This is a genomic window from Fibrobacter sp. UWP2 (assembly GCF_900141705.1).
Taxonomy (GTDB): Bacteria; Fibrobacterota; Fibrobacteria; order Fibrobacterales; family Fibrobacteraceae; genus Fibrobacter.
This window is the reverse complement of sequence record NZ_FQYM01000002.1, coordinates 18,596-34,336: the sequence shown is the minus strand read 5'-3', so window position 1 is coordinate 34,336 and position 15,741 is coordinate 18,596. Positions and strand designations below refer to the sequence as shown.

Below are 15,741 nucleotides of genomic sequence, written 5' to 3'. Positions count from 1 at the left end.
TCAAGCCTCCTAGCCGGCCACTTCTTCCAAGGCAAGCAAGTCGCCGCGCTTGAACAAGCTCAACACCTGGGATCCAAAGTTGAAGTACGAAATCTCGTTTTGCCCGTTGCAGCTGGCAAAGTAGTTGTAGCCTGCCGAGGCGGGGATGGCAACCACGAGGCCGCCCACGGTAGTGATAAGCGCCATGGCGATACCCGGTGCCACCACAGAGAGGTCGGCGGAGCCATGCTGGCCTATTTCAAAGAACGCGATCATGATGCCCCAGACCGTACCTAAGAGGCCGAAGAACGGGGCGAGGTTCGAGCAACTCGCCAAAAAACCGAGATAGCGGTCTTCGGTAAGGCGGAGGCCCTCGATGGAGCGTTGGATGGTGTCCTCTAGCAGGGAGGCGCGGTGCTGGATGGAGTCGTAACTCACAAAATTACTGAACTTGGAGGCTTCCTTGAGCACTTCGGCGGTCAGGCGGCGGAGCGCACTGTCGTCGCCGGTCTCGCAAAGGCCCTGCAGTTGCACGAACTGCGTCACCGTACTGAACTTACGGTAGAACTCGGCGTTGGCGTGCTTGCTGTGGCGGTAAGCGATGTACTTCACAATAATGATGCCCCACGAACCCAGGGACATGACCGCCAAGATGCAAAGCACCACGATAGTGGCAATGTCGGATTGCATCACCATTTGAACGAGAGGTATAGAGCTGTTCAAGTGTTCCTCCTCAAAATGATTCAAACTAAAAATCGAACAACAGGAAACAATGTAGCAAACTTATTTTTTTGTGACCAAAAATTTTGGCTAAAAAAGCGAAATATTTGGGAATGCAGGTTTCCAGATTTATACAAACAAACGGAGAGTCAAATAAACCGCGGGCTCGCGCTAGAGGCCCTTGGGGTGGAAGCTCTTGCGGTGCGCCGGTGTAAAGCCGAGTTTACGGATTGCATCCAAATGAAACTTGGTGCCGTAACCAGCGTGCTTGTCAAAGCCGTAACCCGGGTATTTTTGCTCGAGAGCGTCCATGTAACGGTCACGAAAAACCTTCGCCAAAATGGAGGCCGCCGAGATGCTCGCCACAAGGCCATCGCCCTTCACCACCGGGATTTGCATGTCCTCCGGAACCCCGTGAATCTTGAGGTTTCCGTCTACCGCCACAAGCACATCGGGAGCCGGCGGGGTGAACAAGTCGACACAGGCACTATGGGCCTCGAATAGGGCGGCGCTCTCGGCAAGGGATCCCCTGCACTCCACGGGGATCTCGGGTGCGGGCGCATCCAGGCCGGGCATTCCCAACGCCGTCAAAGCACGGCGCATCGCCAAAAAATCCGCCTCCAAAATGTTCATCGTGTCGATTTCCTCGACGCTCGCGCTTGCGATGGCATAGCAAACGCAGGCATCCTTTACCGAATCGAACATCGCCTCGCGCTTGGGCCGCGAAAGCTTTTTGGAGTCATTAAGCGTGAGGAGCGCATCGGGCGCCTTGAGCACTGCGGCGCAAGCCACCACAGGGCCAGCCAAAGGTCCTCGGCCAACTTCATCGACCCCAACGACAATCTTGCCCTTGGCGTAATTGCGGAAGGCAGCCTCCCCCGCCACGGGCGTCGTGACGCCCTCCAAAAAAGCAGGCGCTTTAAACTTCATGGCTTACAGGACCTCGGCCGCGTAATCGCGGATAGTGCGCCAGTAAAGGTCGTGTTCTTGTTCCAGAACACGGGCCTGCAAAACCTCGGGAGTGTCGCCAGGGAGCACGGGCACCTTGCGCTGCGTCAAAATGCGCCCCGAGTCAATCTCCTTGGAGACCAAGTGCACCGTCGGGCCCGATTCCTTTTCGCCTGCGGCCAAAACCGCCTCGTGCACGTGGATTCCCCAAAAGCCCTTGCCGCCAAACTTGGGCAATAGCGACGGATGGATGTTCAAAATGCGGTTTTCCATACGTTCCACCAGCACGTCCGGAAGCGCCTTCATGTAGCCCGCCAAAATCAGAAGGTCCACCGGGCGTTCGTCCAAAACGGCGCACAGCGCACGCTCGTATTGATGTACGTCGGGGTGCGTCTTGCCCGAAATATGGTAAACCGGGATGCCGTACGACATGGCGTGTTCCACTGCCCCGCACGTTCCGTTGTTCGTAATCAAAAACTTGCACTGTGCTTCGAGGTCGCCCTCGCCGATATGGTCAATAATAGCTTTAAAATTGCTTCCGCCACCGGAAGCCATAACGCCGATTTTAATCATAGGGCACAATATAGTTTTTTTAGTGGTTGGTGCTAACCACTGTCTACTGTTTACTGATCACTTACTTGTAGCTTATTCCGGGGGGCGTTCTCAGGTAATAGATGACACATGGCACCACAACACATATCGCCCAAATGGCGACAGTCATCAGAGCAAACCACGGCGCAGAGGAAACCTCCACAGGGACACAGTAGGCGGTCACAAGCGAGAACACAAGGATCAGGAACCACCCGGGCAACATGTAGGCAAGCAATTTAGTCATATCCACAATTTAAACAATTTGAGCGCAACTGGACCACTCCGTACACCAAAGAAACCAATTTTTCGGGGTTTCGGGCTACCGCGGCGTCCATCTATATTCTATCTTATTCCCTGAAAAAATTTAACCCTCCTCAAAATGGACATACTATGAGCATCAAAGATTACCTCGCCGGCGCAAAACAGGCCGGTTCCGTCCAGAAGCTGATGACCCCGGGCCTCGCCGTGGAATTTATCCAGCCCTGGTACACCCCGCTTTCTACGACCCCTTCTACCACGGGTATTGCTGTCGGCGGTATCGGCTCGACATTCACCGCAACGCCTGCGGGCACCACTCCCGTGATGAACGTGATGCCGGGCGTGCAGGTCCGCACCGAAAAGCCCTCTGACCTCCGCTTCAACAACTTCTTCTTCAAGGAAGCGGTCTTAAGCGCAAAGGCTCCCCTTGTGATTGGCAACTTCGCCGCATTCAGCATCTACAACAACAACTTCCCGCTCCTCGATGCAAACGGTACACGCGTTTTCGGCGATGCCGACATGAAGGACCAGAAAAAAGCCGAAGCCAAGCTCAACAAGGTGCTCACCGACAAGGCTCTTTTTGCAACGAACAAGGCCGCCTTTGAACGCTGGCACATTCAGTTCAGCGACCGCACCCAGGCTTTGATCGCTGCAGGCAAGGACACCGCTGCTATCAACCGCGCCGTTCTCATTGACTTCTTTGACGGCATGATTGGCGAAAAGGCTGCCCGCGAAGGCGCCCTCACCGCCGCCTGGGCAAACGACTCCGAATTCCTCGGCCAGCCGGGCTACGACGCCGCCAAGATGAAATATACCGCCCTCTATCCGGTGAGCGAAACCGTTTACGAAGGCAAGGGTGTCGCTATCACCAAGACCCAGTCCAGCTACGTGACTCCGGGTGACGAACGCCTCTCCAGCCTCCCGGTGAACGCCACCGTGTTCACTCTCGAAAACAACACCAAGGAAACCCGCGAAGTGACGATTGTCCAGATTCAGGACAGCATCACGGGCTACATGGCCAAGAAGGACCGCCAGGGCGTTCAGGACTCCAGTTTTGTGCTGGTGCCGTCTGCTCGTTTCCCGAAGGGAGTGCAGTTCGACAAGGAACTCAAGGATGGCCGCTCTGTGCGCGGTATCGAATTTTACAACGAAAAAGCTCTCGCCGAAAGCGACTTCAACGGTTGCATGGGCGTGTCCGTCGCCTGGAACAAGAAGGATAACCTGAACGTTTCCGTGAAGCCCATGTTCTACCAGGACGATGCCGCCTCTGTGCTGAAGGGCGCTCTCCAGAGCGGTCGCGTTGCAGGCTCTTGGGTCAAGAACGTTTACAGCGGTCGTGAAACGATTGCAGGCGCCGTCGCCGTGACTGCCGTTTTGAAGCCGAAGCAGAAGGTCAGCTTCCAGTTCAACCTGGTGCTGGATTTCCCCGAAATCAAGCTGAACAAGCTTACGTCCGCCAAGAAGTACACCGCTTTCTTCCCAGAAGCATACGGCCGCGTGGGCGCCATTCTCGAAGAAGCTCTCGCCGCCGACAAGAACATGGACGCTCGCCTCAAGGCTTTCGAAGCCCTCGTACCGAAGAAGGCCGTAGCAAAGCTTTACAAGACCGCTGCCAAGCAGGCCGAATTCAAGAGCCTCGCCCTCAACACCCTCAGCTTCCTCGCCGAAGCCACCGTGTGGGACAAGGACGACCGTTTCTTGGTTCGCGAATGCGCCGACTATCCGTTCTTCAACTCCCTGGACGTTTACTTCTACGGAAGCTTCAGCCTCATGGCCCTGATGCCGCGTCTTGACGGCGTGGTGATGAAGCGCTTCGGCGATGCCATTCTCGCCGTGAACAATAACCGCCGCCGCCACCACGAATACGTGAACCTCCCCTACGCCGACCTGCCCGACCCGAAACTGGAAGGTCCCCGCGCCGTTCGTGGCGCCGTGATTCACGACCTCGGAAGCCCCTTCGATGCCGAACCCGATGCCTACGACTGGCACAACGTGAAGGAATGGAAGGATCTCGCTCCGAAGTATGTGCTGATGGTTCTCCGCCATTACGTGAAGACGCAGGACAAGCAGAACTTGCAGGATTGCAAGGAAGCCGTCTACGCCGCTATGCAGTACCTCGAGAAAATGGTGAACGAAGGCGAAAACTTCCCGCTCACCCACGGTACCGACGACACGTTCGACAACCTCTCCAGCCACGGCATTTCCGTGTACTGCGGTAGCCTCTGGATTGCAGGCCTCCGCGCCGCCGCCAAGATTGCCGAAATCCTCGGCGACAAGCTGCAGGCCGACACTTGGAACGCCAAGGCCGATGCCGCCAACAAGGAATTCGACGAAGCCCTGTGGGACGAAGCCGAAGGCTACTACCACTTCTTCGTGACCCCGATGGAAGCGAAGGACGTTGTGGCAGACAAGCTCCCGCAACTCGCCGACGCCATCAAGGAAACGCTCGTCATTGACGGCAACGATGTGAAGGCAGCCCTCAAGACCATCAACGAATGGCTGAACGCAGGCGAAATCCCGAGCGACGTGGAACTTTCCAAGAACGAACTCCGCGGCCTCAAGAAGGCTTGGCTCACCGCCCAGTGCAAGGACGCTTTCACCGCCAGCTGGAACGCAAAGATTGCCAACGACTGCGACGACGTGTTCGCTGACACGATGCTCGCCGACACCTACCTCCGTCTGCTCGGCCTCAAGCCGATTAGCGACGAGAAGAAGGCCAAGGCCAACCTGCTCCGCGTCTACAACACGAACTACAAGGCCAACAGCCCGCTCATCGGTGCCGCAAACCTTGTGCGTAAGGACGGCAGCCCGCTCGATGAATTCAACTTCCAGGCTCACGACGTGTGGATCGGCATCCAGTACAGCATCATGTGCGCCATGATGCACCATGGTCTCGAAAAGCAGGCTGCCGACATGGGCGATTCCATGATCCGCAACCTCTACGAAGAAGCTCGCATCCCGTTCGCCGCTCCGGAAGGATTCAACGGTTCCTGCCGCCTGCACCCGGAAGCTCTCGTGAAAGCATTCGGCCTCAGCGCTACCGCCGCCGAGAAGATGCACAAGGAACTCCTGAAGAAGGGCGCCCTGCTTGCAGATTCCCGCATCAGCCCGAAGCTCCCGCGCAACCTGCCCGCCTTTACGAAGGCATTCGGCAGCATCGCGAAGGCGAACAAGGTTGAAGCAAGCGCGCTGTTCATGCTGCTCCACAGCACGGCACTCAAGTACACCGCCGGTAAGTACTTCCGTCCCGGAATGGTGTTCGCTCTGCTGTACTAACGAGACCGTTTGCGCTAGAATCTAAGCATCAAGTTTAGGGCTGGCGCAAACTCTCGCAACCGCCCCAGTTTAATAACTGGGGCTTTGTTGCTCACGGAGACCGCTCGTGCTAGAATCTGTATAACAAGTACAGGGCTGGCACTCGCTCTCGCAACCGCCCCTGTTTAATAACAGGGGCTTTGTTGCTCACAACGGCAGGCAATCATTCTGGAGCGTCCGCAAAGGCGCGATAGAATAGTGGCAAGGCGAATCCAGCAAAAATATGCTAGCATATTTTTATTGGTGAGCTGCAGCCACGGACGGCAAAGCCGTCAATCCAAAACTTAAAGAGAACTGCTCACGCAGTTCTCTTTTTTTGAAAAAGCAACAAGAGGACATCTTTTCAAAATTACCGATACGCCAAATATACATCTTTTCAAGATTTTAAGCATTTTTCTCAAAAATCAACGCCAAATTTGCGTAGAATCGGCATGAACTAAAAGACTTTCTCCAAACTGCACAGTTCAGTCGAGGAGCGAACCGTTATGTATCTTCCAGTATCATTGCGACGCCCCCAACGTAGGGATGGCCTCGACGAAAAACCAAGATCGGTTCAAGTTCGCCAGCTTCCTTATTTCGCTAGGCACTGGGCGGCTTTCAGCGTGATGTCCATTTCCAGTTTCTTCTGGTCTTCGAAGGCCGTCTTGATCAGCGAATGGACCGTGTAGTCCTTCTTGACGGACTTGAGCATGCAGGTGCAGACTTGCTTGTCCAGGTCCTTCTGCTTCAGGCATTCCTTCACGAAGGCACCGTCCATCTCGGCTGGGAATTCCTTCGGGAGGCAAGGTTCCACCACGCCGTATCCCCACTTCGAGATATCGACGTTGCTTCCGTCGGCAGAAACGGACCCGAGAATCTTGGCCATGGCGTCCTTGTCGCCGATAAGCTTGTCGAAGGCGCACTGGCACGACTTATCGGCCTGGGCAGTACCGAGCCATTCGGCAGACTGGGCCGAGCACGACTGCACGAAATTGTCCTTGAATACGGGGCTCTGCAACAGGGCCATCAAGATGATCATCTCTTCGGGGGAAACCGAGAGTCCGGCCGACTTCTGTTCCTGCTTGGCAGGTGCCGCGGGTGCTGCGGCGGCCGAGGATTTCGGTGCCGGGGCGGCAAAACCGAGGGTTATGGCAATCATGGAAAAGAGGGCTATTTTCAATACTTTCATATTCTACCGTTTTTCACTAAAATAGCAAAAAAACGGAACGCAAATTTTCTATATTTACATGCACTATGAGTCTAAAATTTGAAACCCCCATTACCGAAGTTCCGCTGTTCCACCAGGGCAAAGTACGCGACATGTACGACCTGGGCGACAGCTTCCTGATGGTCGCCAGCGACCGTCTTTCCGCTTTTGACGTGGTGCTCCCCACCCCGATCCCTGGTAAGGGCAAAATCCTCAACCAGCTTTCGCTGTTCTGGTTCAAGCACCTCGGCATGAAGAACCACCTCATCACCGCCGACGTGAACGAATACCCGGAAGTGCTCAAGAAGCACGCCGACTACCTGCGCGGCCGTTCCATGATCGTGAAGAAGGCCAAGCGCCACTCCGTGGAATGCATCGTGCGCGGCTACATTGTGGGTTCCGGCTGGAAGGACTACCAGAAGACGGGCCGAATCTGCGGTCACGTGCTCCCCTCCAACCTGCAGCTCTGCCAGAAGCTCGAGACTCCGCTCTACACGCCGAGCACCAAGCCCGACGTCGGCCACGACGAGAACATCAGCTTTGAACAGACCTTCGACATCGTGGGCGAAAAGGTCGCCACCGAACTCAAGAGCATGTCCCTCGACATCTACACGAAGGCCCGCGACTACGCTGCCAGCAAGGGAATCATCCTCGCCGACACCAAGTTCGAATTCGGTGAAATCGACGGCGAAACCGTGCTCATCGACGAAGTGCTCACGCCGGATTCCAGCCGCTACTGGCCGGCCGACAAGTACCAGGTGGGCAAGAACCAGGAAAGCTTCGACAAGCAGTACGTCCGCGACTGGCTCGAAACGCTCGACTGGGGCAAAACCTACCCGGGTCCGGAAATCCCGGCCGAAGTCGTGAAGAACACGCTCGCGAAGTACGAAGAAATCTTCGTACGCCTCACCGGCAAGAAGCCTGAATTGTAAGGCGTTTCGCACGAACGCTCTCTGTGAGCGACAAGCGCCTAGTATTAACTAGGCGCGGTCGCGAGAGCGAGGGCCAGCCCTAAACTTGTTGTTTAGCTTCTAGCCCGAGCGGTCGCTATTTGGTCGTCGGCTCCAGGGCCTGCGACCTTTTTAAAAAAACTTTCATCCGAAGGATATGAAAATGAAATCTGTACCTATTACGCTGCTCACCGGTTACCTCGGAGCCGGAAAGACAACCCTCCTGAACTTTGTCCTCAACAACCAGCAGGGTTACCACGTCGCCGTCATCGTGAACGACATCGGCGAAGTGAACATCGACCAGACGCTCATCGAGAAGGGCGGGAACATCACGAAGGAAGATTCCGGAAAGGTGGTGCCGCTTTCCAACGGATGCATCTGCTGCAGCCTCAAGACCGACCTCCTGGAACAGATTGCCGAACTCCTCGAGATGAACAAGTTCGACTACATCCTCATCGAAGCAAGCGGTATCTGCGAACCCGTGCCTATCGCGCAGACCATCTGCATGGCGGGCAGCCAGCTGCAGAGCCGCGACGGGCGCCCCCTCGCCTGCCACCTCGACAACATCGTATCGGTGGTAGACGTCGCACGCCTCGCCGACGAATTCGCGGGCGGCCAGAAGTTGCTCGCGAACGACCTCGAAGAAGAAGACATCGCAAACCTCCTCATCCAGCAGATTGAATTCTGCAACACCATCATCATGAACAAGGTCGATTCCATCAGCAAGAACGACCTCGAGCACGTGAAGGCGGTGGTCCGCGCGCTGCAGCCCGAAGCCAAGATGATCGAGACGAACTACGGCAAGGTCGAGATGAAGGACATCCTCGACACCAAGCAGTTCGACTTCGAGAAGGTCGGGAACTCCGCCGCCTGGGCCAAGGAACTCATGAAGGAGACGAAGCCCGAAGACGAAGATGACGATGATGACGATGATGACCATGACGAGCACGAACATCACCATCATCACGATGATGACCACGACGAGCATGAACATCACCACCATCATGACGATGATGATGACCACGATCATGAAGATCACAGCCACTGCGACCACGAGCACGGCGTGTGCCACTGCGGCCACCACCACGACAAGGACCATCCGCATGGCGACGAGTACGGCATCAGCACGTTCGTGTACGAACGCCGCCGCCCGCTTGTCCGCGACAAGTTCGAAACGTTCCTTGACAACTACCCCACGAGTATCATCCGCACCAAGGGTCTCGTGTGGTTCGAGGACGAACGCAACAACAGCTACCTGTTCGAGCAGGCCGGCAAGCAGGCTTCCGCACAGAATTTCGGTCCCTGGTTCGCCAGCGAAAGCGAAGAGGAACAGAAGAGAATCTTGCGCGAGAACCCGGACCTCGTGAAGGTATGGGACGCCGAATACGGAGACCGCATCATCCGTCTCGTATTCATCGGCCAGCACATGGACAAAAAGAAGATTATTGCCGTACTCGACGATTGCCTCGGAGAATGATTTAGTTTATATTCCAGTATATAAACTGAATCCATTCTTCAACAAGTAGGTTCACAATGAACAAAATCTCTGTTACCGCAGTCATCGCCATAGGCGCAGCTTTCTCCATTGCCCAAGCCCAGGACTTCTGCCAAACGGCAGCGCACTCGGGCAACAAAGTGACGCTCTCCACCAACAAAGTCGGTTCGTTTGACAACGGCATTGGCTATGAGCTTTGGAACGAAGGCGGTAACGGAGGTTCCGCGACATTCTATGACGATGGTTCCTTCAGCTGCGACATGACCGGCGCAAAGGACTACCTTTGCCGTTCGGGGCTCTCCTTCAACAGCGACAAGACCCACACTGAAATCGGTCACATGCTGGCGGATTTCAAGCTGGTCAAGAGCAACCTCAATGGCATTGACTACTCTTACATCGGCATTTACGGCTGGACCCGCGAACCGCTCGTCGAATGGTACATCGTGGACAACACTGGTAGCCAGTACATGCCGGGCGACTGGGTAGCCCAGGGTTCCTCCGCCAAGAAGCACGGCACATTCACCATCGACGGTGCCGAATATACCGTTTACGAAGGCGACCGGACCTCGTACTCCATCGATGGCGACAACAAGTACTTCAAGCAGTACTTCAGCGTCCGCAAGAGCCCGCGCGACTGCGGCACCATCGACATCAGCGCCCATTTCAAAAAATGGGAAGAACTCGGTTTGAAAATGGGCAAGATGCACGAAGCCAAGATCCTTGGCGAAGCCGGCAGCACCAGTGGCGCAAACGCCAGAGGCTCCTACGACTTCCCCTACGCCAAAGTTTATATTGAATCCTCTGAACCTTTCGAAGGCATAGCCCAGATCCAGTCCGTGAACAGGGACAGGGCATACTCGGTATTCGACATGCAAGGTCGCTTCATGTGCACGCTCGAACAAAAAGCAGGCATGCCTCTTAACGACTTGGTCAAGGCTGGCGTCAAGAAAGCAGGTTCCTACATTGTCAAGGGTGGCGCCGGCACAAGCGTAGTCACCATCAAGTAAAACGAGCATAAATCTTTTTTCTATCTTTGCCCCCGAAATTTTAACGAGGTTATTATGCTTTTCAATTTCGACATGATCCAGGGCGTGTATGCCCGCATTCCCGCCCGCGTTGAAGCTGCCCGCAAGCAGCTGGGCCGTCCGCTCACCCTCGCCGAAAAGATTATCTACAGCCACCTGATCGATGGCGCCGAGAACAGGACCTACGAGCGCGGCAAGGATTTTGCCGAATTCCACCCCGACCGCGTGGCCATGCAGGACGCCACCGCCCAGATGGCCCTTTTGCAGTTCACCACCGCCGGTAAGGCCCGCGTGGCAGTGCCGAGCTCCGTGCACTGCGACCACCTGATTATCGCCCGCGAAGGTGTCGAAAAGGACCTCCCCCGCGCCAAGGAAGAAAGCAAGGAAGTTTACGATTTCCTCCAGTCCGTGTCTGCCAAGTACGGCATTGACTGCTGGCTCCCGGGTGCTGGCATCATCCACCAGGTGGTGCTCGAAAACTATGCCTTCCCGGGCGGAATGATGATCGGTACCGACTCCCACACGGTGAACGCCGGCGGCCTCGGCATGCTCGCGATTGGCGTGGGCGGTGCAGACGCCGTGGATGCCATGGTAGGCCTTCCGTGGGAACTCAAGTACCCGAAGATGATCGGCGTGAAGCTCACCGGCAAGCTCCAGGGCTTCGCTACCGCCAAGGACATCATCCTGAAGCTCGCAGGCATCTTGACCGTTAAGGGTGGCACCAACGCCATTATCGAATACTTTGGCGAAGGCGCTCGCAGCCTCTCCGCCACCGGCAAGGCAACGATTGCGAACATGGGTGCCGAAGTGGGCGCAACCTGCTCCACCTTCAGCTACGACGATTCCATGAGCCGCTACCTCAAGGTGACTGGCCGTGCCGACGTTGCCGCCGCCGCCGACAAGATTGCAGAACACCTCAAGGCCGACCCCGAAGTCGAAGCAAATCCGGAAAAATACTTTGACCGCGTTGTGGAAATTGACCTGAGCACGCTCGTGCCGCACTTCAACGGCCCGTTCAGCCCGGACCGCGCTTTTGCCGTGACCGACATGGCAGAATCCCTCAAGGCCACCGAAACCAAGCCGGAATCTACTCCGGTCGTAAGTGCAGCCCTCATCGGCAGCTGCACGAACTCCAGCTACGAAGACCTCTTCATGGCCGCGAACATGATCAAGCAGGCCCTCGCCAAGGGTCTTTCCCCGAAGTGCCCGCTCCTCATCAACCCGGGTTCCGAACAGGTGCGCTACACCGCCGAACGCGACGGTCTCATCGACCTGTTCAAGCAGTTCGGCGCCACCATCATGACGAACGCCTGCGGTCCTTGCATTGGCCGCTGGGACCGTGCCGGCGCCGACAAGAAGGAACTCAACACCATCGTTCACAGCTTTAACCGCAACTTCGCAAAGCGCGCCGACGGCAACCCGAACACGCATGCATTCGTCGCCTCCCCGCTCATGGCCGTGATTGCAGCCCTCAGCGGCGACATCCGCTTCAACCCGATGACCGACACCCTCGTGAACAACGAAGGTAAAGCAGTCAAGCTCGACCCGCCGGAACAGTGCGAACTGCCGCCGAAGGGTTTCGAAGTCAAGGACGCCGGCTACCAGGCTCCGGCAGAAGACGGCTCCAAGATTACCGTTTCCATCAACCCCGAAAGCAAGCGCCTCCAGGCTCTCGCTCCGTTCGCGGCCTGGGACGGCAAGGACATCGCCGGAGCCCCGCTCCTCATCAAGGCGAAGGGCAAGTGCACCACCGACCACATCTCCATGGCCGGTCCGTGGCTCAACTACCGCGGCCACCTCGAAAACATTTCAAACAACATGCTCATCGGCGCCGTGAACGCCTTCAACGGCGAAACGAACAAGGTCCTCTGCCAGTGCGGTGAATACAAGGAAGTTCCAGAACTTGCCAAGATTTACAAGGCCAAGGGAACGGGCTCCATCGTCATCGGTGACGAAAACTACGGTGAAGGCTCCAGCCGCGAACACGCTGCCATGGAACCGCGCTTCCTCGGCGTGAAGGCCGTAATCGTGAAGAGCTTCGCCCGCATCCACGAGACGAACCTCAAGAAGCAGGGCATGCTCGCCCTCACCTTCAAGAACGCTGCCGACTACGACAAGATCCAGGAACAGGACGTGTTCGACATCGTGGGCCTCACCAAGTTCGCCCCGGGTTCCGAGTTCACGCTCGTCGCCCACCACAAGGACGGCTCGGTCGATAACATCGCCCTGAGCCACACCTACAACGAACAGCAGTGGGCATGGTTCAAGGCGGGTTCCGCCCTCAACCTCATCCGCGCGAACAACAAGTAATCGCGACGCCGCATGTGTAGAAAGCGCTCCCTAAAAGGGAGCGCTTTCATATTTCATTTACTAAATTTCTTCATTAGAACACATTCTTTACATAATTTCAGGGAATCAGAAATGACAAACAATCGTGAAAACTGGGGTTCCAAGATAGGGGTCATCTTGGCAGTCGCTGGTTCGGCAGTCGGGCTCGGCAACTTCCTGAGATTCCCAGTACAGGCGGCCACCAACGGCGGCGGCGCCTTCATCATCCCCTACCTCATCGCATTCCTGCTCCTTGGCATTCCTCTCGCCTGGATGGAATGGACGCTCGGCCGCTATGCGGGCAGGCAGGGCTACGGCACCGCCCCGAGCACACTCCACATCATCTTCGGCAAGAAGAAGCCCTGGGCAAAGCACCTGGGATCCATCGGCCTCTTGCCGCCCATCTTCATCGTTTTCTACTACGTGTTCATCCAGTCGTGGATCCTCGCGTTCGCCTACTATTCCCTTACGGGCAAGCTCATAGAGGTGACAGCACAGGGTAGCGCCGCGGTGACGCAGTTCTTCGGCGACTTCATCATGCTCAAGACGTGCGTAGGTCCCGTACCTTCCGCCATCATATTCTTCCTCATCACGTTCGCCTGCAACATGGTCGTCCTCGCCTTCGGCGTACGCAAGGGCATCGAGCGCGTGAATAAGATCTGCATGCCAATACTTCTTATCCTCGGCATCATCCTCGTGGTGCGTGTGCTGACACTCCCGGATATCGGCAAGGGGCTTGCCTTCATGTGGAATCCGAACTTCAGCGAACTCGCCAATCCCAAGGTCTGGATGGCGGCCGCGGGCCAGGTGTTCTTCACCATGAGCCTCGGCATGGGCATCATCTGGTGCTACGCGAGCTACCTCAAGCCCAAGGAAGACTTGGTTCTCTCCTCCCTTACCGCCAGCGCCACGAACGGCTTTGCCGAAATCATCATCGGCGGCACGGTCGTCATCCCCATCGCAGTCATCATCGCGGGCGCGAACATCGAGGAATGCGCGAAACTCGGCACATTCGGGCTCGGCTTCCAGACCATGCCGTACGTGTTCGGAACGCTCCCGCTCGGCGGGGTCCTGCAGACGGTCTGGTTCGCCCTGCTCTTCTTCGCGGGCATCACCAGCGCCATTTCCATCATCCAGCCGCTCATCAGCTTCTGCGAAGACGACCTCAAGTTCAGCCGCAGAAAGTCGGTCACGACCATCAGCACCATCACGTTTATCGGCGGCCTCACCGCCATCTTCGGGCTTGCCGCCGGCACGGTCGACGAACTCGACTTCTGGGGCGGCACGTTCCTACTCGTGGTGTTCGGCGCCATCCAGGCGCTCGTGTTCTCGTTCATTCTCGGTCGCCAAAAGGTGAAAACCGACGACGGAGGCGAAGACAGCGAAGCATTCGCCTTGATGAACGAAGGTTCGCAGCTCAAGCTCCCCCACTTCTTCAGGCCCATCATCCAGTATGTGTGCCCGGCATACCTGATTATCCTGCTCGTGTCGTTCACGCTGACCGACGGGCTCCCGCTCATCACGCTCAGCAACATCCCTGCCGACGCGAAGGTCACCTTCCTCGGCACGGAATTCTCGCAGCTGTACTTCACGTGGGGTTTCCGCGGATTCCTGCTCTTGCTGGTCGTCTTGCTGAACATCGCCATCGCCTACGCCTGGCGCAAGGGCGGCACCGCAGAACGCGGACGCAACGCAGGTATCCAGAAGATGCCTATCGGCAATTCCGACGAAACCATGACTAAGGAGGCATAACATGGACGCAGAATTTACAACAGGCGGACTCATTTTTATGCTCACCTCGTGGGCAGCCATCATCGGGCTATGCATCTTCTGCTTTTCGAAGGTGTTTAAAAAGAAATAAGTTTAAACAAGAAGGAAATGAATATGGATATCAAGAAGAAAGTCGAAGAACTGAGCCTCACCCTGCCAGAGTGCCCCGTACCGCTCGCCGCCTACATCCCGGCAACGCGCTTTGGCGACACCATCGTCGTCTCGGGCCAGCTCCCATCTGTAAAAGGAGACTTTTCGACATACACGGGAACCGTCCCGACAGAACTTTCCGTCGAAAAGGCAACCGAAGCCGCCCGCATTTGCCTTTTAAATAACATCGCCGCCGCCATGGGACTTTTGGAGCACGGCGAGACGCTCCGTCTGGTGCAAATGCAGGGCTTTGTGCAGTCCGCCGCGGACTTCCACGAGCAACCCGCCGTACTGAACGGCGCCAGCGAACTCGCGGTCCAGATCCTTGGCGAAAACGGCAAGCACGCGCGCACAGCCGTGGGCGTCACCGCCCTCCCCAAGAACGCTGCCGTCGAAATCAGCTGCACGTTCCAGGCTGTAAAAGAAGAACTCCAGTTCACTGGACGCATGAACTGGATCGAATAGCGCTCATCGCCTTCCGTTAAAAGTGGAACTCGCGAATCCACTCCCGCATGTGAAAAACAGAAACGCCCGAGGTCAACGACTTGCGGGCGATTTTTGCGCCCCATTCTGTCGCCATCTTTTCGGGATTCAGCTTGAAGCCCACACGGCCCAGGTCCAGGCGGTCGGCATCAAAGCAGGTGTCTATGGTGGGGTCGCCCGTGCGCGGAACCTTCGTGTGCATTTGGCACGCCTTGTAGAGCTTGTCAAAGCGTTCGTCTTCCAGTCCAAATAGCTTTTGGTCACGGCAGAGTTTTGCAAACTCGGCTCCGCGCGGACCATGCTCGGCATCGTAGGCGTCGTCAAAGCGGCGGCTGTCGTGGAATATTGCAAACAAGCGGACCACGTCAACGTCGGCGCCGGTCTTAGGCACCAGCAAAAGTCCATTGAATTCCACCTGGTGCCAATGCTCAATGCCATGGACCTCGGACTCGTACAGCCGATTCTCGAAGGCATAAGACATTAAAGCGGTAAAATCAATCATCTTTCGTCCCTGGATCATTCGACTCCGCCCCGCGGGCTTCG

At 56.5% G+C, this 15,741-nt stretch carries 13 protein-coding genes; 7 read left to right on the top strand and 6 right to left on the bottom strand.

Translation table 11 applies throughout. The features are described from left to right. Window positions 1-9 precede the first annotated feature (9 nt). From BUB55_RS02065 to BUB55_RS02050, 4 genes are all read right to left on the bottom strand, one after another. Window positions 10-702 carry a MotA/TolQ/ExbB proton channel family protein gene (locus BUB55_RS02065; protein WP_143152859.1) on the bottom strand — a complete coding sequence of 231 codons (693 nt, stop codon included), beginning with the start codon at window positions 700-702 and terminating at the stop codon, window positions 10-12. Between the two features lie 168 nt (window positions 703-870). Continuing rightward, window positions 871-1,629: a ribonuclease HII gene (locus tag BUB55_RS02060; RefSeq protein WP_073187792.1), complete on the bottom strand. Its 759-nt coding sequence runs from the start codon at window positions 1,627-1,629 to the stop codon at window positions 871-873. Window positions 1,630-1,632: 3 nt separating this feature from the next. Next, window positions 1,633-2,220, bottom strand: a complete 588-nt coding sequence (gene purN / locus BUB55_RS02055; RefSeq protein WP_073187790.1) for a phosphoribosylglycinamide formyltransferase — start codon at window positions 2,218-2,220, stop codon at window positions 1,633-1,635. Between the two features lie 61 nt (window positions 2,221-2,281). Continuing rightward, window positions 2,282-2,482 carry a hypothetical protein gene (locus BUB55_RS02050; RefSeq protein WP_073187788.1) on the bottom strand — a complete coding sequence of 67 codons (201 nt, stop codon included), beginning with the start codon at window positions 2,480-2,482 and terminating at the stop codon, window positions 2,282-2,284. 146 nt (window positions 2,483-2,628) lie between these two features. On the opposite strand from BUB55_RS02050, the gene BUB55_RS02045 reads away from it, so the two are divergent. Then, entirely contained in the window at window positions 2,629-5,772 is a 3,144-nt protein-coding gene (locus BUB55_RS02045) for a GH116 family glycosyl hydrolase (protein WP_073187786.1), read from the top strand. Window positions 5,773-6,382: 610 nt separating this feature from the next. On the opposite strand, the gene BUB55_RS02040 is transcribed toward BUB55_RS02045, so the two are convergent. After that, window positions 6,383-6,979 carry a hypothetical protein gene (locus BUB55_RS02040; RefSeq protein WP_073187784.1) on the bottom strand — a complete coding sequence of 199 codons (597 nt, stop codon included), beginning with the start codon at window positions 6,977-6,979 and terminating at the stop codon, window positions 6,383-6,385. Window positions 6,980-7,044: 65 nt separating this feature from the next. On the opposite strand from BUB55_RS02040, the gene BUB55_RS02035 reads away from it, so the two are divergent. The 6 genes from BUB55_RS02035 to BUB55_RS02010 all read left to right on the top strand — a co-directional run bounded on the left by BUB55_RS02035 (window position 7,045) and on the right by BUB55_RS02010 (window position 15,180). Then, window positions 7,045-7,929 (top strand): phosphoribosylaminoimidazolesuccinocarboxamide synthase, encoded by an 885-nt coding sequence (locus tag BUB55_RS02035; protein WP_073187783.1) that lies wholly within the window; start codon window positions 7,045-7,047, stop codon window positions 7,927-7,929. A 181-nt stretch (window positions 7,930-8,110) separates the two neighbouring features. After that, window positions 8,111-9,424, top strand: a complete 1,314-nt coding sequence (locus tag BUB55_RS02030) for a CobW family GTP-binding protein (protein WP_073187974.1) — start codon at window positions 8,111-8,113, stop codon at window positions 9,422-9,424. 56 nt (window positions 9,425-9,480) lie between these two features. Continuing rightward, on the top strand, window positions 9,481-10,449 hold the full coding sequence (locus tag BUB55_RS02025) for a glycoside hydrolase family 11 protein (protein ID WP_073187781.1): 969 nt from the start codon (window positions 9,481-9,483) through the stop codon (window positions 10,447-10,449). A gap of 54 nt (window positions 10,450-10,503) precedes the next feature. Next, a complete protein-coding gene (locus tag BUB55_RS02020; protein WP_073187780.1) occupies window positions 10,504-12,777 on the top strand; it encodes an aconitate hydratase in 2,274 nt (757 codons plus the stop codon). A gap of 111 nt (window positions 12,778-12,888) precedes the next feature. Then, window positions 12,889-14,547, top strand: coding sequence for a sodium-dependent transporter (locus tag BUB55_RS02015; RefSeq protein WP_073187778.1), 1,659 nt, complete (start codon window positions 12,889-12,891; stop codon window positions 14,545-14,547). A 132-nt stretch (window positions 14,548-14,679) separates the two neighbouring features. Continuing rightward, the gene (locus BUB55_RS02010; RefSeq protein ID WP_073187776.1) at window positions 14,680-15,180 is read left to right on the top strand and encodes a RidA family protein; all 501 of its coding nucleotides are present in this window, start codon (window positions 14,680-14,682) and stop codon (window positions 15,178-15,180) included. Window positions 15,181-15,196: 16 nt separating this feature from the next. Here BUB55_RS02010 and BUB55_RS02005 read toward each other — a convergent pair whose 3' ends face one another. After that, a complete protein-coding gene (locus tag BUB55_RS02005) occupies window positions 15,197-15,700 on the bottom strand; it encodes an HD domain-containing protein (RefSeq protein ID WP_073187774.1) in 504 nt (167 codons plus the stop codon). Window positions 15,701-15,741: the final 41 nt, after the last annotated feature.

Bases quoted from the DNA above. Each gene is read 5' to 3' on its own strand.
- BUB55_RS02045 (WP_073187786.1), top strand. From the start codon at position 2,629: ATGAGCATCAAAGATTACCTCGCCGGCGCAAAACAGGCCGGTTCCGTC.
- BUB55_RS02025 (WP_073187781.1), top strand. From the start codon at position 9,481: ATGAACAAAATCTCTGTTACCGCAGTCATCGCCATAGGCGCAGCTTTC.
- BUB55_RS02060 (WP_073187792.1), bottom strand. From the start codon at position 1,629: ATGAAGTTTAAAGCGCCTGCTTTTTTGGAGGGCGTCACGACGCCCGTG.
- BUB55_RS02035 (WP_073187783.1), top strand. From the start codon at position 7,045: ATGAGTCTAAAATTTGAAACCCCCATTACCGAAGTTCCGCTGTTCCAC.
- BUB55_RS02005 (WP_073187774.1), bottom strand. From the start codon at position 15,700: ATGATTGATTTTACCGCTTTAATGTCTTATGCCTTCGAGAATCGGCTG.
- BUB55_RS02040 (WP_073187784.1), bottom strand. From the start codon at position 6,979: ATGAAAGTATTGAAAATAGCCCTCTTTTCCATGATTGCCATAACCCTC.
- BUB55_RS02015 (WP_073187778.1), top strand. From the start codon at position 12,889: ATGACAAACAATCGTGAAAACTGGGGTTCCAAGATAGGGGTCATCTTG.
- BUB55_RS02020 (WP_073187780.1), top strand. From the start codon at position 10,504: ATGCTTTTCAATTTCGACATGATCCAGGGCGTGTATGCCCGCATTCCC.
- BUB55_RS02030 (WP_073187974.1), top strand. From the start codon at position 8,111: ATGAAATCTGTACCTATTACGCTGCTCACCGGTTACCTCGGAGCCGGA.
- purN (WP_073187790.1), bottom strand. From the start codon at position 2,220: ATGATTAAAATCGGCGTTATGGCTTCCGGTGGCGGAAGCAATTTTAAA.
- BUB55_RS02010 (WP_073187776.1), top strand. From the start codon at position 14,680: ATGGATATCAAGAAGAAAGTCGAAGAACTGAGCCTCACCCTGCCAGAG.
- BUB55_RS02050 (WP_073187788.1), bottom strand. From the start codon at position 2,482: ATGACTAAATTGCTTGCCTACATGTTGCCCGGGTGGTTCCTGATCCTT.